General features: G+C 63.5%; 26 protein-coding genes, 2 tRNA genes and 1 pseudogene. 11 read left to right on the top strand and 18 right to left on the bottom strand.

Translation table 11 applies throughout. The features are described from left to right. The first annotated feature begins 96 nt into the window (after positions 1–96). From NKJ26_RS28410 to NKJ26_RS28425, 4 genes are all read left to right on the top strand, one after another. Positions 97–1,185 carry an HPP family protein gene (locus NKJ26_RS28410; RefSeq protein WP_352698712.1) on the top strand — a complete coding sequence of 363 codons (1,089 nt, stop codon included), beginning with the start codon at positions 97–99 and terminating at the stop codon, positions 1,183–1,185. Between the two features lie 99 nt (positions 1,186–1,284). Next, entirely contained in the window at positions 1,285–1,959 is a 675-nt protein-coding gene (locus tag NKJ26_RS28415) for an RNA polymerase sigma factor (protein WP_352698714.1), read from the top strand. A 115-nt stretch (positions 1,960–2,074) separates the two neighbouring features. Then, entirely contained in the window at positions 2,075–2,599 is a 525-nt protein-coding gene (locus tag NKJ26_RS28420) for a DUF4142 domain-containing protein (protein ID WP_352698716.1), read from the top strand. Continuing rightward, entirely contained in the window at positions 2,596–2,919 is a 324-nt protein-coding gene (locus NKJ26_RS28425; protein WP_352698718.1) for a cupredoxin domain-containing protein, read from the top strand. The genes NKJ26_RS28420 and NKJ26_RS28425 overlap by 4 nt, the downstream gene beginning before the upstream one ends. On the opposite strand, the gene NKJ26_RS28430 is transcribed toward NKJ26_RS28425, so the two are convergent. Beyond that, positions 2,865–3,761 (bottom strand): crotonase/enoyl-CoA hydratase family protein, encoded by an 897-nt coding sequence (locus NKJ26_RS28430; RefSeq protein ID WP_352698720.1) that lies wholly within the window; start codon positions 3,759–3,761, stop codon positions 2,865–2,867. The two genes, NKJ26_RS28425 and NKJ26_RS28430, sit on opposite strands and share 55 nt — an antisense overlap. Positions 3,762–3,846: 85 nt before the next feature. Here NKJ26_RS28430 and NKJ26_RS28435 point away from each other — a divergent pair, with 85 nt between their 5' ends. Beyond that, on the top strand, positions 3,847–4,434 hold the full coding sequence (locus NKJ26_RS28435; RefSeq protein WP_352698722.1) for a TetR/AcrR family transcriptional regulator: 588 nt from the start codon (positions 3,847–3,849) through the stop codon (positions 4,432–4,434). Here NKJ26_RS28435 and NKJ26_RS28440 read toward each other — a convergent pair. From NKJ26_RS28440 to NKJ26_RS28455, 4 genes are all read right to left on the bottom strand, one after another. After that, a complete protein-coding gene (locus tag NKJ26_RS28440) occupies positions 4,431–5,657 on the bottom strand; it encodes an anion transporter (protein ID WP_352698724.1) in 1,227 nt (408 codons plus the stop codon). The two genes, NKJ26_RS28435 and NKJ26_RS28440, sit on opposite strands and share 4 nt — an antisense overlap. A gap of 139 nt (positions 5,658–5,796) precedes the next feature. Beyond that, positions 5,797–6,753, bottom strand: a complete 957-nt coding sequence (locus NKJ26_RS28445; protein ID WP_352698725.1) for a glycosyltransferase family 4 protein — start codon at positions 6,751–6,753, stop codon at positions 5,797–5,799. 195 nt (positions 6,754–6,948) lie between these two features. Continuing rightward, positions 6,949–7,737: a GGDEF domain-containing protein gene (locus NKJ26_RS28450; protein WP_352598582.1), complete on the bottom strand. Its 789-nt coding sequence runs from the start codon at positions 7,735–7,737 to the stop codon at positions 6,949–6,951. A gap of 180 nt (positions 7,738–7,917) precedes the next feature. Next, positions 7,918–8,142, bottom strand: coding sequence for a hypothetical protein (locus NKJ26_RS28455; protein ID WP_352598583.1), 225 nt, complete (start codon positions 8,140–8,142; stop codon positions 7,918–7,920). A 362-nt stretch (positions 8,143–8,504) separates the two neighbouring features. Between NKJ26_RS28455 and NKJ26_RS28460 the strand changes: the two are divergent. Further along, positions 8,505–9,694: pseudogene (locus NKJ26_RS28460) on the top strand (IS481 family transposase). 44 nt (positions 9,695–9,738) lie between these two features. Here NKJ26_RS28460 and NKJ26_RS28465 read toward each other — a convergent pair. Both NKJ26_RS28465 and NKJ26_RS28470 read right to left on the bottom strand, forming a co-directional pair. Then, a tRNA-Arg gene (locus NKJ26_RS28465) sits at positions 9,739–9,815 on the bottom strand. 56 nt (positions 9,816–9,871) lie between these two features. Then, entirely contained in the window at positions 9,872–10,177 is a 306-nt protein-coding gene (locus NKJ26_RS28470; protein WP_027026278.1) for an ETC complex I subunit, read from the bottom strand. Positions 10,178–10,302: 125 nt separating this feature from the next. Between NKJ26_RS28470 and NKJ26_RS28475 the strand changes: the two genes are divergently transcribed. After that, positions 10,303–10,379 (top strand) — tRNA-Pro (locus tag NKJ26_RS28475). A gap of 128 nt (positions 10,380–10,507) precedes the next feature. Here NKJ26_RS28475 and NKJ26_RS28480 read toward each other — a convergent pair. The 5 genes from NKJ26_RS28480 to NKJ26_RS28500 all read right to left on the bottom strand — a co-directional run bounded on the left by NKJ26_RS28480 (position 10,508) and on the right by NKJ26_RS28500 (position 14,011). After that, entirely contained in the window at positions 10,508–10,891 is a 384-nt protein-coding gene (locus NKJ26_RS28480) for a type II toxin-antitoxin system VapC family toxin (RefSeq protein ID WP_352598584.1), read from the bottom strand. Further along, positions 10,888–11,145 (bottom strand): type II toxin-antitoxin system Phd/YefM family antitoxin, encoded by a 258-nt coding sequence (locus tag NKJ26_RS28485; protein ID WP_352598585.1) that lies wholly within the window; start codon positions 11,143–11,145, stop codon positions 10,888–10,890. The genes NKJ26_RS28480 and NKJ26_RS28485 overlap by 4 nt, the downstream gene beginning before the upstream one ends. A 426-nt stretch (positions 11,146–11,571) precedes the next feature. Further along, positions 11,572–12,276 (bottom strand): DnaA regulatory inactivator HdaA, encoded by a 705-nt coding sequence (gene hdaA / locus NKJ26_RS28490; protein WP_352698729.1) that lies wholly within the window; start codon positions 12,274–12,276, stop codon positions 11,572–11,574. A 21-nt stretch (positions 12,277–12,297) separates the two neighbouring features. Next, the gene (locus NKJ26_RS28495; RefSeq protein WP_352698731.1) at positions 12,298–13,482 is read right to left on the bottom strand and encodes an AI-2E family transporter; all 1,185 of its coding nucleotides are present in this window, start codon (positions 13,480–13,482) and stop codon (positions 12,298–12,300) included. Next, on the bottom strand, positions 13,454–14,011 hold the full coding sequence (locus NKJ26_RS28500; RefSeq protein WP_352598588.1) for a CDP-alcohol phosphatidyltransferase family protein: 558 nt from the start codon (positions 14,009–14,011) through the stop codon (positions 13,454–13,456). Before NKJ26_RS28500 ends, NKJ26_RS28495 begins: the two co-directional genes overlap by 29 nt. Before the next feature lie 272 nt (positions 14,012–14,283). Between NKJ26_RS28500 and purM the strand changes: the two genes are divergently transcribed. Genes purM through NKJ26_RS28515 form a run of 3 tightly spaced genes read left to right on the top strand, consistent with a single transcriptional unit; the run spans position 14,284 to position 16,635 of the window. Then, positions 14,284–15,360, top strand: coding sequence for a phosphoribosylformylglycinamidine cyclo-ligase (gene purM, locus NKJ26_RS28505; protein WP_352598589.1), 1,077 nt, complete (start codon positions 14,284–14,286; stop codon positions 15,358–15,360). Then, the gene (gene purN, locus NKJ26_RS28510) at positions 15,357–16,070 is read left to right on the top strand and encodes a phosphoribosylglycinamide formyltransferase (RefSeq protein WP_352598590.1); all 714 of its coding nucleotides are present in this window, start codon (positions 15,357–15,359) and stop codon (positions 16,068–16,070) included. The genes purM and purN overlap by 4 nt, the downstream gene beginning before the upstream one ends. Positions 16,071–16,119: 49 nt before the next feature. Beyond that, positions 16,120–16,635, top strand: a complete 516-nt coding sequence (locus tag NKJ26_RS28515; RefSeq protein WP_352698733.1) for a SixA phosphatase family protein — start codon at positions 16,120–16,122, stop codon at positions 16,633–16,635. A 166-nt stretch (positions 16,636–16,801) separates the two neighbouring features. Here NKJ26_RS28515 and NKJ26_RS28520 read toward each other — a convergent pair whose 3' ends face one another. The 5 genes from NKJ26_RS28520 to NKJ26_RS28540 form a co-directional block, all read right to left on the bottom strand. Next, the gene (locus NKJ26_RS28520) at positions 16,802–17,032 is read right to left on the bottom strand and encodes a DUF680 domain-containing protein (RefSeq protein ID WP_352698735.1); all 231 of its coding nucleotides are present in this window, start codon (positions 17,030–17,032) and stop codon (positions 16,802–16,804) included. 57 nt (positions 17,033–17,089) lie between these two features. Continuing rightward, complete coding sequence (locus tag NKJ26_RS28525; protein WP_352698737.1) at positions 17,090–17,290, bottom strand: DUF680 domain-containing protein; 201 nt, start codon at positions 17,288–17,290, stop codon at positions 17,090–17,092. A 364-nt stretch (positions 17,291–17,654) separates the two neighbouring features. Next, the gene (dapB, locus tag NKJ26_RS28530) at positions 17,655–18,437 is read right to left on the bottom strand and encodes a 4-hydroxy-tetrahydrodipicolinate reductase (RefSeq protein WP_352698739.1); all 783 of its coding nucleotides are present in this window, start codon (positions 18,435–18,437) and stop codon (positions 17,655–17,657) included. A 12-nt stretch (positions 18,438–18,449) separates the two neighbouring features. After that, a complete protein-coding gene (locus NKJ26_RS28535) occupies positions 18,450–20,543 on the bottom strand; it encodes an ATP-dependent helicase (RefSeq protein WP_352698741.1) in 2,094 nt (697 codons plus the stop codon). A gap of 57 nt (positions 20,544–20,600) precedes the next feature. Then, positions 20,601–20,774: a hypothetical protein gene (locus NKJ26_RS28540; RefSeq protein WP_352698742.1), complete on the bottom strand. Its 174-nt coding sequence runs from the start codon at positions 20,772–20,774 to the stop codon at positions 20,601–20,603. Positions 20,775–21,481: 707 nt separating this feature from the next. Here NKJ26_RS28540 and NKJ26_RS28545 point away from each other — a divergent pair. Continuing rightward, positions 21,482–22,624 (top strand): flavin-containing monooxygenase, encoded by a 1,143-nt coding sequence (locus NKJ26_RS28545; RefSeq protein ID WP_352698744.1) that lies wholly within the window; start codon positions 21,482–21,484, stop codon positions 22,622–22,624. Between the two features lie 27 nt (positions 22,625–22,651). Here NKJ26_RS28545 and NKJ26_RS28550 read toward each other — a convergent pair whose 3' ends face one another. Further along, positions 22,652–24,760 (bottom strand): molybdopterin-containing oxidoreductase family protein, encoded by a 2,109-nt coding sequence (locus NKJ26_RS28550; RefSeq protein ID WP_352698746.1) that lies wholly within the window; start codon positions 24,758–24,760, stop codon positions 22,652–22,654. Positions 24,761–24,822: the final 62 nt, after the last annotated feature.

The raw sequence follows: 24,822 nt of genomic DNA on the forward strand, positions 1-24,822 counted from the left end.
ATTTGGCTTTCAATTACGACAATGCCGCGTCATTGCGGTGCGATCATCCCGGCCTCGGCCTCCTCCTTCCAGAATCCCGCAGAGTTTTCCGACGTCATGGCCTTTCGCCTTTTTGTTCCCATCCTTGCAGGTGCCACGCTACGCGAGCGCATCATCGCCTGCGTCGGCGCGATGATCGGTATCGCGCTGACGGGCGCGATCAGCGGCTTCACGCTGGGCGGCGGGCCGCACGTGCCTTTGCTGGTGGCGCCGATGGGGGCATCGGCGGTGCTGCTGTTCGCGGTGCCAGCCAGCCCGCTGGCGCAACCCTGGTCGATCATCGGCGGCAACACGATCTCGGCGCTCGTCGGCGTGATCGTGGCGCATCTGGTGCATGAACCGGTGCTGGCGACCGGCATCGCCGTGGCGCTGGCGATCGCCGCCATGTCGTTCTCGCGCTGTTTGCATCCGCCCGGCGGCGCGGCCGCCCTGACCGCCGTGTTCGGCGGGCCTGCGGTGATCAGCGCCGGCTTCCTGTTCCCGTTCGTGCCGGTGGCGGTGAACTCGATCCTGCTGGTGGCGCTGGGCTACGGCTTCCATAAGCTCGCCCGGCGCAATTATCCGCACGTGCCCGCACCAGCGCCGGCGAATACCCACGGCACCGTCGACCCACCGGCGCCACTGCGCGTCGGCTTCCGGTCCGAGGATATCGACGCGGCGCTTGGCGCGATCGAGGAGACGTTCGACATCGATCGAAACGATCTCGACCGGCTGCTGCGGCAGGTCGAATTGCAAGCGATGGTGCGCGAGCACTCGACGTTGCTTTGCGAGGACATCATGTCGCGCGATGTGATCTCGGTCGACGAACACACCCCCGCCGAGACGGCGCGCCGATTGCTGCTCGACCACAACATCCGCACCTTGCCAGTCGTCAACGCCGAGGAAAAGCTGGCCGGAACGGTCGGTCTGCGTGAACTGGCGCTGGCCTCCGAGACGGTCGGTTCCGTGATTTCGCCCGCGGCGAGCGCCGTGGCCGGTTCAGCCGCGATGGCGCTGCTGCCCGTGCTGACCGACGGGCGCAGCCATGCCGTCATCATCGTCGACGAAGACGAGCGGATCCTCGGGCTGATCACGCAGACCGATCTGCTGGCGGCAACCGCGCGCACGCTGGCTGCTGGCAAGCCTTCGCTGTCAGCGGTAGGATAGCCGCCCTACCCGGCAGAAAGTTCGGGAACCTTTTGCCGGCAATGCCATCCAATCTCTCAAATCGGACTTCCTGTTCGGGATTGGGTTGAGGAACTGGCCATGCCTGCCGTGTTGACGGCCACGCCTTCTGTCGTTTCCGGCGACATGCAACTTGTCCGCCGGGCGCTGGCGCGCGACGGCGACGCATTCCGCGCCATCATCAAGACGCACAATCAGAGGCTCTATCGCATCGCCCGCGGCGTGGTGCGCAACGACAGCGAGGCCGAGGACATCGTCCAGGAGGCCTATGTCAGCGCGTTCGCGAACCTTGGGGCGTTTCGCGGCGAGTCCTCGCTCGCCACATGGTTGTCGCGCATCGTCATCAACGAGGCGCTCGGCCGTTTGCGCAAGAAGCGCAGGACAGTGCCGATGCCGGACAATCCCCAAGCCGAGATCATCCGGTTTCCCCTCAATCCCAGCGACGATCCGGAGCGGACGATGGCGCAACGGCAGATCCTCGAGCTGGTCGAACAGGCAACCGACAGCCTTCCAGATGTCTACCGTACGGTGTTCGTGGCACGGGTGATCGAGGGGCTGAGCATCGAGGAGACCGCCGATCTCCTCGGCGTCCGGCCGCAGACCGTCAAGACCAGGCTGCACCGCGCCCGAGCCCTGGTGCGCAAGGCGCTGGACGACCAGATCGGGCCGGTGCTGCTCGATGCTTTCCCGTTCGCCGGCCGACGCTGCGAAAAGCTGACCAGCGCCGTCATGCGGCGGCTGGGCCTGGAAGGCTGACGCTCGTCGGCTTCAGGTGATTTTGGCGGGAACGTTTGCCGCCGTCCCGCATCCAATGACCGTCAACCGAGAAACGCTGTCCGGAGCGATTGCCGCGTCCGGCGAAGGAGATGCCATGCTTATCCGATACACAACCGCTCTGGCCGCCCTGCTGCTACTCGGCACTGCCCCACTTGCGCAAGCCGCCGACAAGCCGACCGACCCGCAGATCGCCCATATCGCCTACACGGCTGGGGTCATCGACGTTGAAGCTGCCAAACTGGCGATCGAGAAATCGAAGAACAAGGAGGTCGTGGATTTCGCCAACGACATGGTGCGCGATCATGAGGCGGTGAACAAGCAGGCATTGGACCTGGTCAAGAAACTGAAGGTCACCCCGGAAGACAACGCCACCAGCCAGGCTTTGACGAAGGCGGCCAAAGAGGAACGCTCCAAGCTCGCCAAGCTGAAGGGTGCGGCCTTCGACAAGGCCTATGTCGAAAACGAGGTTGCCTATCACAAGCAGGTCGACGGCGCGCTTGAAACGCTGCTCATCCCTTCGGCCAGCAATGCCGAACTGAAGAGCCTGCTGGAAACCGGCCTGAAGATCTTCCAGGGCCATGAGCAGCATGCCGAACATGTCGCCGGCATGTTGAAATGATGCCGGGCGCCTCGAAACGGCGATGGTGGTTTGCCGCGGCGGCGTCGGTCCTCGCGGCGACGCCGGCGGCCGCCGAAACTATCCAGGTCACCATCGACAAACTGGTGTTCTCGCCAGCCACCGTCGAGGCGAAGGCCGGCGACACGATCGAGTGGGTCAACAAGGACGTGTTCGCCCACACGGCAACCGTCAAGGGCGGCTGGGAGGTGATGATCCCGCCGAAGAAATCCGCGAGGCTGACATTGAAGGCTGCTGGGGCGCTCGATTATTTCTGCCGTTTCCACCCCAATATGAAAGGCCGTTTGGTGGTGTCGCCCTGATCCGGTGCCGACGCGGCCCGCCTGGCCTCGTCGGGCCGCGCCATGCGGGTCCAGGAGCCGTTATGGCGGGGCTCGCGTCGCGCCAGCCAGGCATCGAGCCCTTCGCGCAAGTCGGCGGTCGGCGCCATGCTGGCGAACTGCTCGGCCTCGACCAGAAGGCCTTCGGCGATGCTCCGGTCGAGGCCGCGCGTCACAGCGGCAAGGATGCCTGCGACCGCCAGACCTGAGTGCCGCAGGACACGCCTGGCAAGGCCGATTGCGGCGGGCATCAGGTCGTCATGCGGCACCACCTGGTTGACGAGGCCAAGTTCAAGGGCGCGCGGCGGCGGAAACCAGTCACCGGTCAAAAGCAGTTCGAGCGCCCGCTTGCGCCCGGCAAGCCTCGGCAGCCGCTGCGTGCCGCCAAAGGTCGGCGGCATCGCAAGGCTGATTTCCGGCTTGGCAAACAGAGCGCGTTCGCTGGCAATGGCCAGCGGCACGGCCTCGGTGATCTCGCAGCCGCCGCCAAAGGCAATGCCGTTGACGGCGGCGATGACGGGTTTGCGGAAGGCTTCCAGCCTTGCCGTCAGCCTTTGCCCGCGCATGACGAAGTCGCGCATCGCGACATCGACGCCAAGCGCCACGCTGGCCGAGAACTCGTGGATGTCGCCGCCCGCCGAAAACGCCCGCTCCCCAGCTCCGGTAAGGATGACCGCGCGAACGCCGTCATCGACTTCAATGTCATCGAGGATCGCAAGCAGGCGATCGATCAGGGCATAGTTCAGCGCGTTGAGTTTCTCCGGCCGGTTGAGGGTGAGGACGGCAATTCCATCCCTGGTCTCATTGAGGACAAGATCGGTCATCTGGCTTCCTTCCCATCATGCTCATGACCGGAAGGTTACGCCCTTTCCCGCTTGTGTATATTCACTGGTCGGTATACTTAAGCTCATGCCCGACGCACAAAGCCCTACCCGCAAACGCATTGTCGATGCCGCGACCAAGCTTTTCTATGCCGAAGGAATCGGCCGCGTCAGCCTCGATGCGGTTGCCGAGGAGGCGGGCCTCACCAAGCGGACGCTCTATTACCACTTCAAGAGCAAGGACGATCTCATCGCCGCCTATCTCGATGGCCGCGACCAACCCAATCTGAAGCGGATGGCCGCTTGGTTCGATGCTGCCGAAGGCGGGGTGGATCGCAAGGTCGAGGCGATCTTCAGCAATCTGGCACGAGCCGCTCACCATCCGAAATGGAAAGGATGCGGCTTCCTGCGCACGGCCGCGGAACTCGCCTCAATGCCTGGACATCCGGCGATCAAGGCCGGGTCGCGACACAAGTCGAATTTCGAAACATGGCTGGCCGGCGCCTTGTCGAACCACGGTGTCGAGGGGCCGCAAGCCTTGGCACGCGAGGTCGTGCTGCTGATCGACGGTTGCTTTTCGATCATGCTGATCCACCGCAACCCCGATTACATCGAGGCTGCCGGCCGCGCCGCGGCGACACTCGTCCGGGCGCGGACTTCAAGCGGCAGGATCTAGAACCCGAACGCCAGCCATGCCGTGCCAGCCGCGAGCGTCATCAGCGTCAGCGGCAAACCCACCTTGAAGAAGGCGCCGAAGGACAGATGCGCACCGGCGGTCCGTGCCTGTTCGGCGACGATCAAATTGGCGACCGAGCCGAGCAGCGTGAAATTGCCGGCCAGCGTCGAGCTCATGGCGACCACCAGCCAGGCGCGCCCGGGGTTTTCCAGGCCCGGGATGAAGGGCCTGAGCGCTAGCACGGCCGGAACATTGCTCATGATGTTGGAAAGCACCGCGGTGAACCCGGACAACCGCCAGACGTCATCGAGGCCGAGATCCTTGGCCGAGGCAATCATATCGGGCGTGAGCAGCGTCTTTTCGGCACCGGCGACGACCACGAACAGGCCGGCGAACATGAACAGCAGCGGCCCGTCGATCTCGCGATAGATGCGCGCCGGCTTGAGGGAGCGGGTGAGCAGGAGAATGGCGCCGCCGATCAGTGCGGCCTTCGCCACCGGCACGCCGGCAAAAAAGCCGACGGCCAGCCCGATGCAGACGACCACCGCCTTCAAAACCTGCCCCTTGTGCATGCGGCCACGCGAGACCTCGGGCGTCAGTTGGGCAGTGCGGCCGAATTCGGCCCGGTAGACGATGCGCACGATTAAGATGACGGCGACGAGCCCGAACAAGGCGACCGGCGCCAGCGCCGCGGAAAACGCAGGATAGGAAATGCCCGACAGCGCGCCGATGACCATGTTTTGCGGATTGCCGGTGATGGTGGCGACACTGCCGCAGTTCGATGCGGTGGCGGTGGCGATCAGATACGGGATCGGGTTGCGCTTGATGACACGCGTGACGTGGACGACGATGGGCGCCATCACCAGGCAGATGGCGTCGTTGACCAGGAAGGCCGACAGCACGCCGGTCAAGAGCGTCACCATCACCAGAAGCATGAACGGCGCGTGCGCGTGCTCGATGGCGATGGCGCCAAGGCCGCGAAAGGCGCCCGACACCTTCAGATGCGCCACCACGATCATCATGCCGAGCAGCAGCGTGATGGTGTCGAAATTGATGGCGCGGTAGGCATCCTCCATGCTCAGCGCGCCTATGGCGATCATCGAGGCTCCGCCGAGCAGCGCTATTCCCGCCCGGTCGAGACGCAAGCCGGGAATGCGGCCAATGGCGACGCCTGCATAGGTCAGGACCAGGATCAGCAGTGCCGCGGCGCCCATCAATGTCATCGGGTAGGAAGGTCCTGCTCAATCGGTTGGGGTGCCGTGCGCCCGGCGATTCACTTGCATACCAGCTTTAGCGCGATGTCGGGATCGATGCCAAACAGGGTGGCAGGACTGCCCGAAACGGCTGACGAGAGCGGCGCCGCTAACGGCGGTAGAAATCCAGCCGCTCCCGCAATGCCGCTGGCGAAAACAGCTCCTCGACGGTCTGCCGCGCCTTGCGGCCAACAGTCGCGCGCAGTGCCGGGTCGGCTTTGAGCTCGGCCAAAATCCGCGCCGCCTGCTGCGTCGTTTCGAACAGAAAACCGTTTTCGCCATGACTGATATGGTCGGCATAGCCGCCATGCGAATGGCAGACCACGGGCAGACCGCAGGCCATCGCCTCGAACACGACGCGGCCGAACGTCTCCACATGCGAGCCGGTGCGGTAATAGAACGCGTCGAGCGTCGACAGGAACTGCTCGGCCGCAAACCGGCCTTCCGGGAGGAGTTCGAGCTGCGGATGCGGCTTGAGCCTGTCGCTGAGGAGCATTCCGCCCTGAATCCGCAGCGCGGTGCCATCCGCCAGCAGTTCCTCATAGAGCGGCATATCGTCGATATGGTGCTTGTCCAGCGTATCGCGGCTCAGCCGTCCAATCGTGAACGGACCATCCGGTCTGGCCAGCCGCGGCGAAAAGCGGTCTATATCGATGGGTGACGGATGGACGACGCCGTCGACCCGCAGCATGCGTTTTTGAAAATCCGAAATCGGCACCAGTTCCGCGTCGGGCCAGTTCAGCAGGCGAGGCATGCGCGTCGTCAGCGCGACGACTTTCGGGTGAAATGTGTTGAAGACATAGATCAGCCGGCGCGGCCGCGGGATCAGGTAAGGCCATATCTTGTTGCGCCAATGCGCGCCGAGGAAGACGTAGGTGCCACCGTCCGGCGCATTCCGCGGCGAGATGCGGCGAATCGGAAATTGCCGCATCAGTTCGCCGGACGCCCTGGAGGACGTCGCCCACAGGCGCACCTCGGAATCGTCGCTCAGCAGGCGAAACAGATCGAGGGTTTCGAGGTCGCTGCCGCCAAAGGGGTTCTGAAAGCCGTTGAACAGATGGATCATAGTCGCCGCACCGAGCTTGCCTGGACCGTCTCGCCATCATTCGCCGGCGCCGGCAGGCCGTGGCCGGCCGGACGCTTGGGGAGTAGGAAAGCAGGAAGGTCTCCGCGGCGACCCATACATCACCGACCGGGAGGAAGCACACAGATAAGATAGCGTCAAGAAAGCGCCCAACGCGGCTTTCTTCTCCGCTGAGCGTCAATGCATGGTGGCGGCGTTGGCCAGGGCCACCAAAGCCGACTCCGCCGGATCGAAGCTCACCTGATCGCGTCCATTCGATTTGGCGGCATAGAGCCGCTTGTCGGCAGCGGAGAATATCTCCTCGTAGGTCGTCGGCCCACTGAAGCTGGTGCCACCGATGCTGACCGAGAGCGGACAGGAACGCCCGCCAGGAGAAAAGTCCATCTCGCGGATGCGTCGACGGATGCTTTCGGCAACCAGCCAGGATTGTGACGGGTCGACGCCGGGGAGAAACACGCCGAACTCCTCGCCGCCGATGCGGCCGACGATATCGCTGCCCCGCAATTGTCCCTTGATCGCCTGCGCTATCAGCTTGAGCGCCTGGTCGCCGCAGTCATGGCCAAGCCGGTCGTTGATCGACTTGAAGTGATCGGCATCGATGATCAGCAGAGCACCGGACTTGACCGACGCCTGTCTGTCGACCTGCTCGAGATAGGCTTCGACAAGCATCGAGAAGGCGCCGCGGTTGAGCACGGCGGTCAGGCTGTCGGTGGCGGCGATGACGCTCAGGTCACGCTGGGCGATGGCCAGTTGGCGTATCTTCCACATCAGGAAGAACAGAAACGACCCGCCCAACGCCAAAGGCAGCAGGAGGTCGGTCAGTTGCGCCCGCCACACGGCTTCGCGCGAAAGATAAGGGAAATTGAACGAATCGACGAAAAACGCCACGGCGATGAAAAATGCCGTGCCGGCAGTCGTGACAGCGATCACCCTGCCCCAGCTCGTCGCCGACAGGTCGACCTTCATCTCATCCACTCCGTTAGCCGCGCCTACTATGACGTGCCAACGCAAACAAAATGATAAGACTTTTCTTTCAATTCGATATCAGCGATCCGCAGCCTGGCATCGGCTGCCGCCATGTCGGCAGCAGCCGCCGCTCCCACGGCATGCGGGGGCTTGTCGCTTGATCTGCGAGGAGTGCCGGCGTTAGCGGTTGGACGTCGATCCGCCGACCGTCTCGACAACGAAGGATGCCGCGATCAGGTCGTCGGCATCAAGACGTAGGGAGCCTTCGGTCGCCCCCATGATCGCTGCGACCTTGTGGAAGGTTTTCATTTCGTGATCGGAAATCTGGGCATTTTGCATCTTGGTCTTGAGCTCGGCGATACGTCTCCCCAAGGCAGGGGACGTTCCAATTTCACGTTTCGACATGGCGTGGTTTCTCCTCCCCCAACCCATGCTTGTTTGCCCCGCCCCTTCGGCGGACCGCATATTGCCTATTTATGAGGCACCGCGAATACAAGGCCCCGAACGCGTGATTCGGACGAAGGTTCCCGCGCGGCAGTGTCACGAAATAATACCAAGGAGCGGCACCATCCGACCACCAGACGCCGCAACGGCATGGTGCCAGAATCGCGCCGACAAACCGCCACCGCCCGGTCACATTCGCTGCCGCTGCTCGACGTCCCCTTCACATCTGTGTCCGGAACGGACCCTGTGAGCGGCCCGAGACATAGGTGACGATTTGTACCGGACACATGGGTAACACTTTTGGCTTTTGGCCGGAGGTGTTGATGCCGTGGAAAGAGTGTTCGGTGATGGAGGAACGTCTACGTTTTGTGGCTCGTCTTCTCGACGGGGAAGGCATGAGCGATGTGTGCCGCGAGTTCGGCATCTCGCGCAAGACCGGCTACAAGATCTTCAACCGCTACAAGGAGGATGGGCTGGATGCGCTCACCGACCGCTCGCGCCGGCCGGTGCGCTACGCCAACCAGCTTCCCGACCAGATCGAGCGGCTGATCGTGGAGAGCAAGCGGGAGAAGCCGCACTGGGGCGCCAGGAAGATACGCGAGCTGCTGGTGCGCAAGCTGGCCGGCGACGTCCGCATTCCGGCCAGGAGCACCGTTCACGCCGTGCTCGACCGCCACGGCCTTGTGAGCCAGGCCCGCAAGAGGAACCGGGCGAACAAGGCCGTGGGCACGCAGCTGTCCCAGGCGGTTGTGCCCAACGATCTGTGGTGCGCCGACTTCAAGGGCGAGTTCAGGCTTGGCAACCGTCAATACTGTTACCCCCTGACGGTCACCGACCAGGCTTCGCGCTATCTGCTTGCCTGCGAAGCGCTTGAATCGACAAAGGAGGTTCCGGTCCTCGAGGCTTTCGTCCGGCTGTTCAAGGAACGCGGCCTGCCGGAGGCGATCAGAAGCGACAATGGCCTGCCCTTCGCCAGCCCCAACGGCCTTTACAACCTCTCGAAGCTGTCGGTCTTCTGGCTCAGGCTCGGCATCGCCATCGAGCGCATCAAGCCCGGTCACCCGCAGCAGAACGGCCGCCATGAGCGCATGCACCGCACCCTGAAGCAGGAGACCACGCGGCCGCCGGGCATGAACGCCCTGCAGCAGCAGGCCCGGTTCGATGCTTTCATGAGCGAATTCAACGACGAGAGGCCCCACGAGGCGATCCAAATGAAAGTGCCAACCGAGCTCTACAGAGCTTCTTCAAGAGCCTATCAAGGCCTCCCCGAGCTGGAATATCCCTTCCATGACAAGGACATTCTCGTCACCGCCTGCGGCCGCATCTGCATGCACAGGAAGAAGATCAACATCTCCACCGTGCTCGCCGGCCAGAGGCTCGGAATCACCGAAGTCGACGACGGCATTTGGCTCGTCAGCTTCATGCACTATGATCTGGATATATCGACTTAGAACAAAGGACCTTGCAAACCATCGACAACCCGTTCGGCACGAGGTTGTCACCCATGTCTTAGGTACAGACCGTTACCCATGTCTCCGGGCCGTACACTGAAAATATTGGCGATCCCGACAGGATTCGAACCTGTGACCATCGGCTTAGAAGGCCGGTGCTCTATCCAGCTGAGCTACGGGACCGCTGGCCGGCTCGGAGCCGGTAGATGTTGGCGCTGGCGCCCGTTCGGGCTTGCCGATCAATGCGTCCAGGGCGTCCTGCGGTCATAGCGGAAATTCTCCGCGTAGGAAATCTGCCGGCGCTTGGGCTCCTTCGGCTCCTCGACGCGATAGGCAAGCCCCTCTTTTTCGGCGTAGGCAACCGCCTCTTCGCGCGTGTCGAAGGTGAGCCTGATCTGGCTTCTCATGTCTGCCGACGTGGTGTAGCCCATCAGAGGATCGATCTTCTTGCGCGTCTCGGGGTCGAATTCCAGCACCCAGTGACCGGTCTTGGCCTTGCCGGACTGCATCGCGGTTTTGGCTGGGCTGAAAATGCGCGCGGACATGGCCACCTCGTTCTTGTGCGAGGCAGCATCGCCACCCCTTTGCCAGTCATTACTGCGCAAAGAGGACGGCGGCAAGGTTTTTGCACTTGCCATGTAACACCGAAATGAATAGGCAACAGACCGTTCGGAGTGTAGCGCAGGCTGGTAGCGCATCTGGTTTGGGACCAGAGGGTCGGGAGTTCGAATCTCTCCACTCCGACCACTTCTTCTCCTGCAAAACCGAGGACCTGCGGTCGCTGAAGGGCAATCGCTCCTTGTCGCGTGCGGCGGGTGCCGCCGGCCGGACCTCCACATGCGACGCGGAACAAGAGCACGCCACGAAGTCCGCCCCTAGAACACGCCTTCTATGTCGGTCCTGGAAAAATCGGCTCCGACGTAGAGCAGGCGGCAAGCGTGCTCTTTCGCCACCTCATAGGAGAAACAATCTCCGAAATTGAGCGCGGCCGGATGGATGCCCTTGCCCCATCGCATATAAGCTTCGGCGATACGCCGGGCGGAAGCCGGCGTGACCGCCACCACCTCGAAGCCAAGCCCGTCGATCAGGCTGGATAGCTCGGCTGCAATGCCGCGGTGCGACGCGACAATCAGCGCCTCGGCGACGGTGCCCGCGGAAATCAAGAGGTCGTTCTCGGCTTCGAGCGCGGCTATGCAAGCGTCTGCCTGCGGTTCATCAAGCACGATCGCCATCAGTGCCGAGGTGTCGACCGCGATCATCCGGGCATGCCGTCGTCACCGTAGAGGAAATCCTGGCTTCGGGCGGCTGAAGGTCCGGCCTTCGCCTTGGCTGCGCCGGATTGGCGCATTGCCTCCAGCAGCGTCCGGCGGGTTTTCTTGTCGGGCACCAGCTTGACCGGGACCAGACGCACAGCCGCATGACCATGGCGGGTCAGAATGATTTCGTCGCCGGCCTCGGCACGGCGAACCAGTTCGGTCAGCTGTCCCTTGGCGTCTGTAACGGATACCTGCACGGGGCGCTCCTCATGGACTGTTTCTTGGTCCATATTCCGCTGGAAAATAGTCCAACAAATGGTCTATTTCAACATGTTTGAGCTCGAATGTTCGCTGCCGCGGCTACCAACGGCCGCAGTACAGACGGCAAGCTCGCCGGGCGAGAACCCCAACCGCCCCACTCCCGGCGAGCCTACAACCTGATTTGGAACGCAATCAGGACCGGGATCAGCCGGCAAAGCTCACGCAGCAAGATGGATGCCAGGGCGTTATTCCCAAAATGGGACGGTGACCGGGGACGGGAGACCGCGCCGTTTGCAGGCCGGCCAAAACTATCGAGACTCCTAGAGCGGTTCACCGTTTCACGGAAACGCCGAACCGCTCTATCTCTTTGTTTTTACGCAATTCCGGACGGAAAACCGTTTCACACTTTTCCTGGAATTGCTCTAAATCTCGAACTCGCCCTGCCCTTCATCCATGGCGCTGACGGCTTCGGCGGCCAAGGCCCGGGTGATCGGCGTCTTGCGTTCGAGCGCGGCGCGGTCCAGCCGTTCCACCACGCGCATCGCTGTCGCCAGCGAGCGCTCGATGCGCCGTACCAGATACTGCACGACATGCGGCTCGACCTCGACCTGGCGGTCGGCGAACAGTTTGGTGATGACACCGGCGAGCAGGAGGTCGTCGGGCTCGTGGATCTCGACCGTCGCCGCCACCTTCAGCCGCGAGGCAAGGTCGGGCAGCGAAACACCCCAGGCCGACGGAAACCGCCGCGCCGTCAGAAGCAAAGTGGAGCCGGCACCGCGCACCGCATTGATCAGGTGGAACAGGCCTTGTTCGTCGACCGCTCCGGTGTCGACATCGTCGATCAGCGCCGGCCGCGCGCCGAGGGTCTCGATGCTGTCGCCAATGCGCCTGGCGTCAATCGCCACCGCGTTGGCGCGTGCACGCCAGATCGAAGCCAGATGTGTCTTGCCGGAGCCCGCGGGACCCGCCAGCACCACCAGCGACGATGGCCAGTCCGGCCACCGGTCGACCAGTGCCACTGCCTGGCTGTTGGTGCCGGAGACGACGAGTTCGTCCCGCGAATAGCCGGTGCCGTGGCCGAGATCGAGGGGCAACTGGCGCGGCGTGTCGGTCTTCTGGTCACTCATTGGGGCTCAGCCCCGCACGGATCATGGCTTGATGGCCGTGCGACGGCCGTCCGGTATCTCCGATGCCGCGCCATGGCCCTTGTAGAGCGGCGATTCGAGATAGCGGGCTATGGCAAATCGCACCAGCACCGCAACTGCCGCCGAAGCCGGCACGGCGATCAGCAAGCCGACGAAACCGAACAGCGCGCCGAAGGCGAACAGCGCGAACATCAGCCATACCGGATGCAGGCCAACGCTCTTGCCGACCAGCCGGGGCTGCAGGATGTTGCCTTCGATAAACTGGCCAATGAAGAAGACGACCGCGACGGCGACGATCATCGTCCAATCCGGCCAGAACTGGACGAATGCAACACCGACGGCAAGCACCAGCCCGGTCAGTGAGCCGACATAGGGAATGAAGGAAATCAACCCGGCGAACAGGCCGATGAGGATGCCGAAATTCAGCCCGGTCAGCGTCAGCCCGGTAGCATACATGGCGCCCAGCACGAGGCACAGCGTGCCCTGGCCGCGCACGAAGCCGGCGGTGGCGGTGTTGATGTCGTTGGCGATGACGCGCACGGTCGCCACGTTGTCGCGCGGCACCCAGCTGTCGATGACGGCTACCATGCGGTCCCAGTCGAGCAGCATGTAGAAGGCGACCACCGGCGTCACCACGAACAGGCTGACCACCGAGACCAGCGCCACGCCGGAGCTCCAGATCGAAGTGAAAACCGTGGTGAGCAGGCCGAAGCCGGAGGTCAGCAACGAATTAAGCCCGTCGCGCAAGCCATTGGCGTTGAGGCCGAATTTCTGTTCCAGCCATTTGGGATCGAACGAAGTGATCAGGCTTTGCAAGCGGGTCAGATATTCCGGCAGTTTTCCGGCAAAGTCGGCCATCTGCGTCGCCAGTACCGGAATGAGGATGACGAAGGCCAGCACCAGCACGATGAGAAAGGTGATGAGGATGACAACCGTCGCCATGAAGCGGGACAGGCCGAGCCGCTGCAGCCGGTCGGCGACGGGATCGAGGAAATAGGCAAGCACCATGCCGGCGACGAAGGGCAGCAGGATGGCGCTGAAGACATAGAGGAAAAGGGCGAGCACGGCAGCGCCGGCCAGCCAGAAGAAGATCTGCCGGCGCAATGCGGTGGACGCGGCAAGGTCGGCAGCCGCAGCTTCTATCACTGCCGCTTCTCTATCAGGTGCCCGGGGTGGAGCCTTCGCCATAGCCGCTCATATGCCTCAGCCAAGCCACGAGATAGGCCGCGGCCGAAGCCACGGTCAAGACCCCGGACAGCAATATGAGGCCATGCCTCAGCGGGTCGAGGTGAACGGCAAAGGCGAGTTCCCCCAGCACAACCGCCGCCAGCACGATCTGGATGGCGGTGTTGGCTTTCGACACCAGAAGCGGCTTCATCTCCACCGGATGAGCCATGACGGAGGACAACAGCACCGCGCAGACGATCAGCGCATCGCGCGACACCATGGTGACGACCAGCCATAACGGCAATTGCCCGATGAAGCCCATGACGACGAACACCGAAACCAGCAGCAGCTTGTCGGCGATCGGATCGAGATAGCCGCCGAGCTTGGAATGCTGGTTGAAGCGGCGGGCGATGAACCCGTCGACGCCATCGGAAATGCCGGCAACGAGGAAACCGGCAAAGGCCCAATCCCAGCGCGCCTGCAGCATGGCCAGCACCACGGCAGGCACCAGGATGAGCCGCATGATCGTGATCATGTTGGGAATGTTCAAGCGCATGTCCATCGCTTCTGTTTGAACGATAGATGATGGAGATGGCGCAAGGGAGAAGCAAGGCAGGTGACGAGGTTTGCGCGAGCCGCGCGTCTGCCCTGCCGGGCAATTCCCCCTCAAGGGCAGGACTGTCCGGTAGGACAGAGAGGGCGCTGTTCCGCCACCATCTCCCCCTCATCAAGGGCAAAACTCCAGCGCGCCGGAGCCGTTTTCCTTGCGGACCGAAACCGTTCATGCGAAGAGCCCGCAAGGGAAACAGCGACGAGCCGGATATGAAGCGCGATACAGCCAAGCGTAAGAACGGGCTCACCTATGCCGAGGCTGGCGTCGACATCGATGCCGGCAATCTCATGGTCGAGAAGATCAAGCCGCTGGTCAAGGCGACGCGCCGGCCGGGCGCCGATGGCGAGATCGGCGGTTTCGGCGGCCTGTTCGACCTCAAGGCCGCCGGCTTTACAGACCCGGTCCTGGTCGCTGCCAATGACGGCGTCGGCACCAAGCTGAAGATCGCCATCGACGCCGGTAAGCACGACACCATCGGCATCGATCTCGTTGCCATGTGCGTCAACGACATCGTCGTGCAAGGTGCCGAACCGCTGTTTTTCCTCGACTATTTCGCCACCGGCAAGCTCGATCCGGACCAGGGCGCCGCCATCGTCGGCGGCATCGCCGAGGGCTGCCGCCAGGCCGGCTGCGCGCTGATCGGCGGCGAGACGGCGGAAATGCCGGGCATGTATCACGGCAAGGATTACGACCTCGCGGGCTTCGCCGTGGGCGCTGCCGAACGCGGCCAGCTCTTGCCGACCGACGACATCGTCGAGGGCGACGTGCTGCTGGGCCTCGCTTCCTCCGGGCTGCATTCGAACGGCTTCTCGCTGGTGCGCCGCATCGTCGCCACCAGCGGCTTGGCGTGGAGCGATCCGGCGCCGTTCAACGACGAGGCCACCCTGGCTGAAGCGCTGCTCGAACCGACCCGCATCTACGTCAAGTCGATCCTCAAGGCGATCCGCAACACCCATGGCATCAAGGCGCTGGCGCACATCACCGGCGGCGGCTTCCCGGAAAACATCCCGCGTGTGCTGCCCAAGGATTTTTCGGCCGAGCTCGACCTCGAGGCGATCGACGTGCCTGCCGTGTTCTCGTGGCTGGCCAAGACCGGCGGCGTGGCACCCGAAGAAATGATGCGCACGTTCAACTGCGGCATCGGCATGATCCTGGCGGTCGCTTCGGGCCAGGCGGCGCAGGTCGCCGCCGTATTGCAGGAAGCCGGCGAGACGGTGACGCCGATCGGCCGCATCGTGCCGCGCCGCGATGCCGGCGTCATCTATCGAGGCTCGATCGACCTATGAGCACGCCGAGGAAACGCACCGTCGTTCTTATCTCCGGGCGCGGCTCCAATATGACCGCGCTGATCGCCGCGGCCAGCGACCCCGCCTTCCCAGCCGAGATCGTCGGCGTCATTTCCGACAAGGCCGACGCGGTGGGGCTCGCCACCGCCAGGGCGCGCGGCATCGCCGCGCAAGTCGTTTCGCGCGCCGACCATGGCAGCAAACAGGCGCATGACGCGGCGATCGACGCAGCACTTGCGGCGTTCAATGCCGAGATCGTGGCACTGGCCGGCTATATGCGTATCCTCACCCCCGGCTTCGTCCAGAAATGGCAGGGCCGCATGATCAACATTCACCCTGCCCTGCTGCCGGCATTCAAGGGGCTCGACACCCATGCGCGCGCATTGGCCGCCGGCATGCGCATCCATGGCTGCACGGTGCATTTCGTCACGTCCGAAATGGATGATGGGCCGATCATCGCCCAGGCGGCGGTGCCGGTGATGGTCGGCGACAATGCCGATGCGCTGGCTGCCCGCGTGCTGAAGGCAGAGCACCAGCTCTATCCGCTGGCGCTGGGCCTGGTCGCCGAAGGCAGGGCGCGGATGGAACATGGACGCACGGTCTTTGCCCGCTTCGCGGACGATGCCGACAACGCAACTTCGATGATCATCACGCCGAGCCCGGTGCGAGAGGAAATCGACCTCGAACAGCTGGCGCGCATCACGCCGTAAGGTCTGCGGCTTCCAAAACTGCTTGGCAGCGACCCCTAGGTCCTGAACAATGCCGACGAGACAACTGCTTCTCCTGCGCCACGCCAAATCGAGCTGGGACAACCCCAACCTTGCCGATTTCGACCGGCCGCTTGGCCCGCGTGGGCTGAAAACGGCGCCGCTGATGGGGCGCGAACTCGCGGCGCGCGGCTGGACACCGGAACTGGCGCTGGTGTCTCCGGCGCTACGCACCCGCGATACCTGGCGCCTGGTGACCGCCGAGATGCCAGCGCATCCCAGCGTCGTGTTCAACGAGGCGCTCTACGATGCTTCAGCGGCCGATATTCTGAGCCAAATTCATCAAACCGATTCGTCGATCGGCTGCCTGGTCGTGGTCGGCCATAATCCGGGACTGGAGGATCTGGCCAGACAACTTGCCGGACCAAGGTCGGAAGCCAGGGCGCGCAAGAGGCTCGATGAAAAATTCCCGACGACAGCCCTTGCCCGCTTCCTTTTCGAGGGCAACTGGTCCGCCCTGTCGTCCGCGCGACTGACGCACTATTTGCGGCCGAAGGATCTGGGCTAGGATTCTGGCGCGGCGGGCCATGCCACTGCATCTGACACGTCAGACATTATTGCCTGATTGTGAGATTGGATCTCGAGCCGAAGGTCGGCCGGCGCTGTGCTGGCGCACAAAAAACAAGAGCGGCGGGCCAAGCCCACCGCTCTTTGTGGTCGAGGATTTGCAGAAATCAACGGCCCCAGATGCCCTGGCCAGACTCAGCCGGCACGTTGGCATTGGCATCACCCTGCGCCTTCACGGACTTCGCGATCGAGCCGGTGTGCGTGGTGTCGATATCGGAAGCCGAATGGCTGGCCGCAACCGGCTGGTTGACATTGTTGGAGCCGTAGTTGTCGCTGCCGGCAAAGGCGGTGCCCGTGGCAACGAGGATAGCGGCGGCGGTAAGAGCGATCTTGGTCATTTTAAGTACTCCTGATTTTGAGATTTGGTTGATTGGAACCGGATCGGGAAAACGCGATTAGCGGTTGCCGAACAGGTTGCGGTCGCTGCCCTGCGTGACCGGCTTCTCGACGGTCGACTTCTGGGTGGAAGCCGTGAACGAGCTGTCGACGGTCGCGGCGGGCTGGTTGGCATTGGCCGAGCCATAATTGTCGCTGCCGGCAAATGCAGTGCCCGCGGCAACGAGGATGGCGGCGGCGGTAAGAGCGATCTTGGTCATTGTCTTTACTCCAGTGTTTCTTTGTTGTGTCCGTCTAGTGGCGTGCCCTTGGGAGGAATTTCGCGTCGCTCGGACCACCCCGAGATGGGCTTGCCATTCGCCGAGTTCCAATCACGAAGATGTTCCATGTACCTTGCGCCGCGGGGCCTTGAAATTCGATCAAGGGCGTCGGCGGCCACAATCTTATCTTTGGATATCAACTAGTTAGTCATGAGAGCCATTTTTCATGGCGTGCGGTCGAGCCGCTGTCGTTCACCATATGATGCACAGTGCGTCAACATGAATCGAACCGAACGGTTCGGTTTGAATGGCAAGGATGTATCTTTTCCGGACTGTTGAACCTGGCGAAGGAATTATCCGCCATTCACGATCGGGCGTTCAATCCCAGCACGTCGCGCATATCGTATTCACCAGGCGCGCGTGCCGCCACCCAGAGCGCCGCGGCGATGGCGCCACGGGCGAACATGATGCGGTCGCCAGCCGAATGCGACACGGTGACGGTCTCGCCCTCGGCACAGAAGCTGACGCTGTGCTGGCCGACAATGCCGCCGCCGCGCATCACCGCGAAGCCGATTTCGCCCGCAGGCCGGGCGCCGACGGCGCCGTCGCGGGCGCGCCGCTCGACCTTGTCCAATTCGACGCCGCGCCCGACAGCAGCGGCTTGCCCCAGCATCAAGCCGGTTCCCGACGGCGCATCGATCTTGTGGCGGTGATGGGCCTCGAAAATCTCGGCATCCCAATCATCGGGATCGAGTGCACGGGCGGCCTGCTCGACCAATCCGACCAGCATGTTCAGCCCGAGCGAAAAACTGCCGGAGCGCACGATGGGAATAGTTTTCGCGGCCTCCGTGATGACCGCCAATTCGGCGGCATCGAAACCCGTCGAGCCAATGACCAGAGCCGGTCCGCCACGCTTGGCGCAGTATCTGGCCAGATCGGCCGATGCAGCAGGTGAGGTGAAGTCGATCACCACATCGGCCATCGCAAGCGCCTCGTCGCGGCTCGCCAGCCCGTCACCATCGACGCCAGGCCGGTGGAAGCGGGCGGCAAGCGCCAACCGCGCATCCGCCTGCACGGCATCCGTCATCCGGCGGCCCATGCGCCCCAGCGCACCCGCGATCGCGATCCTGATCGGTCGTTGCGACAAGGGCGCCGCCAGCTATTTCCACATGCCGCGCATGCGCGCGCCGATGTCGACGCGCACCTCCGGCCGGAGCGCCCTGCCCTGCGCCGCCTGTGCATCCGGCCACGAGATCTGCTGGAACGCGGTGAGGATCGAGGCCGGGATGAAGCGGGTGCGCGAGGCATAGAGATGGCGATCACCGCGCGCCGCCTGGCCGTGCGGAAAGAAGCGTTGCGGCATGACGAGGTTGAGATTGTCCTTGGCCCGGGTCATCGCCACGTAGAGCAGCCGGCGCTCCTCCTCTATGTCCTCCTTGGTGCCGACGCCGAGATCGGCCGGAATGCAGCCATCGACCGTGTTGAGGACGAAAACATTCTTCCATTCCTGGCCTTTGGCCGAGTGGATGGTCGACAGGATCAGATAGTCCTCGTCGCGGTGTGGCGGTCCGGCCTGATCGCTGGTCGCGTCCGGCGGATCGAGCGTCAGCTCGGTCAAGAACCGTTCACGCGACGCATAGCCCGTGCCGATCTGCTCGAGCTGCAAAAGGTCGGCCCGGCGCGTGATCGCGTCCTCGTGGATGCGTTCCAGATGCGGTTCGTACCAGAGCCTGACCTGTTCGAGATCGGCCGGCCATTTGGCTCCGGCCCGCAGGCCGGTATAGAGCGAGACGAAGCCGGGCCAATCATCGGCCGCACGTTGGGGCGGGCGCCAGCCGGCAAGCCCCATCGCCTCGTCCAGCGCCGTGGTCATCGTCTCGACGATCTGTCCGGCGGCCGAAGGGCCGATGCCCGGCATCAATTGCAGCACCCGAAAACCGGCCACGCGGTCGCGCGGGTTCTCGGCAAAACGCAGCACCGCCAGCACGTCCTTGACGTGAGCGGCATCGAGGAACTTCAGGCCGCCGAACTTGACGAAAGGGATGTTGCGCCGCGTCAGCTCGATCTCCAGCGGCCCGCTGTGGTGCGAGGTGCGAAACAGCACCGCCTGCGATTTCAGCGCCGTGCCGACCTCGCGCTCGGCCAGAATGGCGTCGCAGACGAAATTGGCCTGCTCGACCTCGTCGCGCACGGTCACCAGTCGCGGCTTGTCGGCTGATTTGCGCGCCGACCACAGGTTTTTGGTGAAGCGCTCCGAAGCCTCACCGATCACCGCATTGGCGGCGGCCAGAATGGTCTCGGTCGAGCGATAATTACGCTCCAGCATCACCACGTCGGCCGGCCGCGCGAACTGGTTTGGAAAGTCGAGGATGTTGCGCACCTCGGCGGCGCGGAACGAATAGATCGACTGCGCATCGTCGCCGACCACCGTCAGGCCGGTGCCGTCCGGCTTCAGCGCCATGAGTATCGATGCCTGCAAACGATTGGTGTCCTGGTATTCGTCGACCAGCACGTGGTCGAAGCGTTCGCCGAGATGCGCCGCGATCTCCGGCTCGGCCGCCATCTGCGCCCAGTAGAGCAGCAGGTCGTCGTAATCGAGCACGTTCTGCGCCTGCTTGGCCTCGACATAGCCGGCGAACAATTGCTTCAGCTGCTCCGCCCAGCCGGCGCACCAGGGAAAGGCGGAACCGAGGACCTCGCCGAGCGGTGCCTGCGCGTTGACCACGCGCGAATAGACGGCAAGGCAGGTGCCCTTGGTGGGAAACCGCGCTTCCGTCTTGGAGTAGCCGAGCTCATGGCGCACCAGGTTCATCAGGTCGGCGGAATCCTCGCGGTCGTGGATGGTAAAGGCCGGGTCGAGGCCGATTTCCAGCGCATAGTCGCGCAGCAGCCGGGCGCCGATGCCGTGAAAGGTGCCGGCCCAGGTCAGCGCATCCGTGATCACCGCGGCGTCGCGGCCGAGCACCTCGCCGGCGATGCGTTCGACGCGCCTGGCCATTTCGGAAGCTGCCCGGCGCGAAAAGGTCATCAGCAGGATGCGGCGTGGGTCGGCTCCCCTGACGATCAGATGCGCGACGCGGTGGGCCAGCGTGTTGGTCTTGCCCGAGCCGGCGCCAGCGATGACCAGCAGCGGCCCGGCGATCCTGCCGTCGCCGTGCTCGACGGCCTGGCGCTGGGCATCGTTCAGCCGGGCGAGATAGGCCGGCTGGATAGTCGAATCCAGAAAGGTCGAATCAGGGGCAGCAAGGTTCATTCCCCATCAAGCATCGTTTCTGCTTTGTTCGCAACGGAGAAGCGGCGCGGCGACGGGCTAGCGTCTCGGATCGGCCGCCCTTGCCGCCGATTGGCGGCGCAATGCCTCGCGGTCGTTGGCTGATGCCGGCAACAAGAGAGGATCGACGTCGTCGGGAACGTCATCGATCATCTTGCGGACGAGGCGATAAGTAACAAACGCAAAAGCGCCAACCAGGATCAGACGGATCATGCAGCGGTTCTCCCATGATCTGGGATCAACCGAAGATGTGGCGTTTTGTTCCCTGATGGAACATCGCAACCAAACCGACACCGTCTCGTTGTGAGAATCAAGGAAGCGTAGCGATGAAAAAGCTTACATTGACACTCGTCCTGGTGGTTTTGGCTGTCTCGGCTTGCGACAACAATCTCCCGCCGACGAAGGCGCCTGGCGGCGATCAAAATCCGCCCGCCGCCAGCAATCCTGCCGCAAATACGGACGCTGCCGGCAAATGACTTGGCGCGCCCAACGATGCTCCGCGCGGACATCACGGCGTCGCGCCGATGCATTTCTCGATGCGATCGAGTCCGTTGATTTGGCGGCAAGCCGAAGAGAAGAAGGCCGGCGCCGCTTGGGAGGTGCCTGATAGCGCCGGCCAGGCGGATATCAGGTCCGCCGCAAGACCGAGGCTAGCTGAGTCTTGCCGCTACGTCATGCGCGTTTGAGCATTTCGGCCTTGGCCGGGCGGTTTCCCCCGGAAAGCTTGTTGGCAGGCTCGTCACCGTGCCAGACATGAGTGCCCATCAGGCGCTGACGGCAGCAACGATGTCCGGAAGTTCCGCACTTTCGTCGCCATGGACCGGGTCACGGTCGGGTTCCCCTTGCCCGGTTGAGCGACCGGGTTGCATGTCTCGCATGCTTTCGCCATTCTCCGCAGCGCGAATTGGCGGGAGGCGCGATTGGACAACACTACCCCGGTTGCGATCATCGGTGCCGGGCCGGCGGGCCTGGCCGTTGCCGCGTGCCTGCGGCAGGCCGGAGTCGACTTCATACTGCTTGAAAGAGAGCAGCAGGCCGCGCCCGCCTGGCGCCGCCATTACGAGCGCGTCCACCTGCACACGACCAAGCGCTATTCCTCTCTGCCGTTCGTGCCCTTCCCCAAGAACTATCCGCGCTATGTGCCGCGCGATCTCTTCGTCGAATACCTCGATTCCTATGCGCAGCGCTTCGACCTGCGGCCCCGATTTGGGGAAACGGTGCGGACGATCGGCCGGCAGGGCAGAAGCTGGGGCGTCGAAGCGACGTCTGGCACCGTGCGCGCTTCCCATGTGGTGATTGCGTCGGGCTACAATGCCGAGCCGCTGATGCCGGTATTCGCCGGCGCTGGAACTTTCAAGGGCAAAAGCCTGCACAGCGCGGACTACCGCAACAATACGCCGTTTGCCGGTCAGTCGGTGCTGGTCGTCGGCATGGGCAACACCGGCGCCGAGATCGCTCTCGACCTGGTGGAAGGCGGCGCACGGCCGACGATCTCCGTGCGCGGCGGCGTCCATATCGTGCCGCGCGAGCTGCTCGGCGTGCCCATCCAGGTCGTCAGCATGGCGACACGCCTGGGGCCGCGACGCGTCAATGACGCCGTCTTCCCTATCATTCTCGACCTTGTGTTGGGCAAGCTGGAGAAATATGGGCTCAAACGGCCGAAGCAGGGACTGCTGGAGCAGATATCCCTGGCATCGCGCATTCCGGTGATCGATGTCGGCACCATCGGCAAGATCCGCGAAGGCGCGATCAAGGTCGCGCCCGACATTGCGGAAATATCAGAAGGCGGCGCCCGTTTCGTCGACGGCCGGCATAGCAACTTCGACGCGATCATCTTCGCCACCGGCTATCGCCCAGCCTATGCCAAATTCCTCGAACCCGGCGTCGAGCCCGGGGCCAGAGGCGTCAATGCACGCGCTTCGGAACTCGGTCTTTATCTCGTCGGCTTCCACAATTCGGTCACCGGCCTGCTGCGCGAAATCGGGATCGAAGCTCAGGCGATCGCAGACGACATCCGTCTCCGGCAGAACAGAAAAAAGACTGCTGAAATCCTGCCGGTATGACGCAGACGACCGAAGCCCTCATCCGCCTCAGTTCGCCTTGCGAAGCCACACCTTGTTGTCGTGGAATGCAGCGCCGCCATAGGGCGCGGGCGCGTCGGCGCCGGTCAGCACGTTGATGCCCTCGCCGCGTTCGTGAGCGCTGTTGGGCCAGATGCCCTCCGCGATCACCACGCCACGCTTAATGCCGTCGAACAGCTTCGCGTGCAGCACGACCTCGCCACGCTCGTTGCCGATCTCGACACGGTCGCCGTCGGCGAGCCCATGAACCGCCGCGTCATCCGGATGCAGAAGCAACTCCGGACGGCCTTCCCTGGCCTTCGACACCGGTGTTTCCGAAAAGGTCGAATTGAGGAAATTGCGCGCCGGCGAGGTCGCCAGCCGGAACGGATGCGCCTCGTCGGCCACCTCGATCAGATCGACGTGGTCTGGAAATTCCGGCAAGCGCTGCACCGGGCCGAACAGGCCCATGCTCTTCGGCGGCCGGTTGGGTGCTGCCTGTCCCGTCCAGTCGGCGCGGAAGCGGAATTTGCCATCGGCATGACCGAATCCGCCAATGAAATGCGCGGTGTCGAAATCCGGCTGCAGGTCGACCCACTTTTGCGCCTTCAGGCTGTCGAAGCTGCCGAGCCCGCGCTTGCCGAGAATAATATCGATATGCTGCTGTTCGGTCAGCCCGAAACCCGGGCGGTCGGCGACGCCAAGGCGCTTGGCCAATTCCTCGATGACGAAATGGTTGGTGCGCGGCCCTTCCGGCGGCTCGATCAGCTTGGGGCCAAGTGTGATGTGCTGATTGCCGCCGCCCTTGTAGACATCGTCATGCTCGAGGAACATCGTTGCCGGCAGCACGAGGTCGGCGAGCTTGGCCGTATCGGTCATGAACTGCTCGTGTACGCAGGTGAACAGGTCGTCGCGCAGGAAGCCTTGCTTCACCAGGCGCTGCTCCGGCGCGACATTCACCGGATTGGTGTTCTGGATCAGCATCGCGGTCACGGGCGGGCCGCCATAGAGCGCATCGCTGGCCCCGGTCAGCACCGGGCCGATGCGCGAATGGTCGAGATGGCGGATCCCGGGATCGCGCATCTTCGTGCCTTCCAGCACATCCTGGTTGAGCTTGAAGATACCGGAATTGGAATGGAAAGCGCCGCCGCCCTCATATTGCCAGGAGCCGGTGACCGCGGCGATGCAAGACGCGGCATGCATGTTGACGGCGCCATTGCGCTGGCGCGCGAAGCCATAGCCAAGACGGAAATACGTCTTTTTCGTCGTGCCGACGAGCCGGGCGAAAGCCTCGATCTCGGCAACGGTCAGACCGGTGATACCAGCCGCCCATTCGGGGGTGCGGGAGCGCAAATGCGCTTCCAGCCCGCTTGGGTCGTCGGTGTATTTTTCGAGATAGGCGCGGTCGGCCATGCCTTCCCTGAACAGCACATGCATGGCGGCACAGGCCAGCGCGCCATCGGTGCCGGGCTTCAGCACCAGGCCAAGATCGGCCTGTTTCATCGTCGCGTTGTCGTAGACGTCGACGACGACGATCTTGGCGCCGCGCTCCTTGCGCGCCTTGATGGCGTGGGTCATCACATTGACCTGGGTGACCACGGCATTGGTGCCCCAGATCACCACACAGTCGGATTTTGCCATCTCGCGTGGGTCCGGGCCACGCAGGGCGCCGGCCCCCATCATCCAGCCGGTCCAGGCTAGATTGGTGCAGATCGATCCGAAGAAACCGGAATATTTCTTGGCGTGGCGCAGCCGGTCGATGCCGTCGCGCTGCACCAGCCCCATCGTGCCGGCATAATAGTAGGGCCAGACCGTCTCCGAACCGTATTTCTCCTCGGCCGCGATGAATTTTTCGGCGACGAGGTCGAGCGCTGCTTCCCAACTCGCTTCCTTCCACACGCCATCACCCTTGGCGCCGGCGCGGACAAGCGGCTTCAGCAAACGGTCCGGGTGATGGACGCGGTCGGCATAGCGGGCGACCTTGGCGCAGACGACGCCGGCCGTGTAACTGTTGGTCTTGGCGCCGTGGACGCGGCCGATGCGGTTGCCGTCGAGCAGCTCGACCTCGAGCGCGCAGGTCGAGGGGCAGTCATGTGGACAGGCCGAATGGCCGATGCGGAGCTTGGCGTGCTGGTTCATGGGGTTTGTGTAGCGGGTTTTGGAGACGGCGTGTAGGGCCAGATGATTAGCCGATCTCCCCC

The organism is Mesorhizobium sp. M0152, from assembly GCF_040322415.1.
GTDB lineage: Bacteria > Pseudomonadota > Alphaproteobacteria > Rhizobiales > Rhizobiaceae > Mesorhizobium.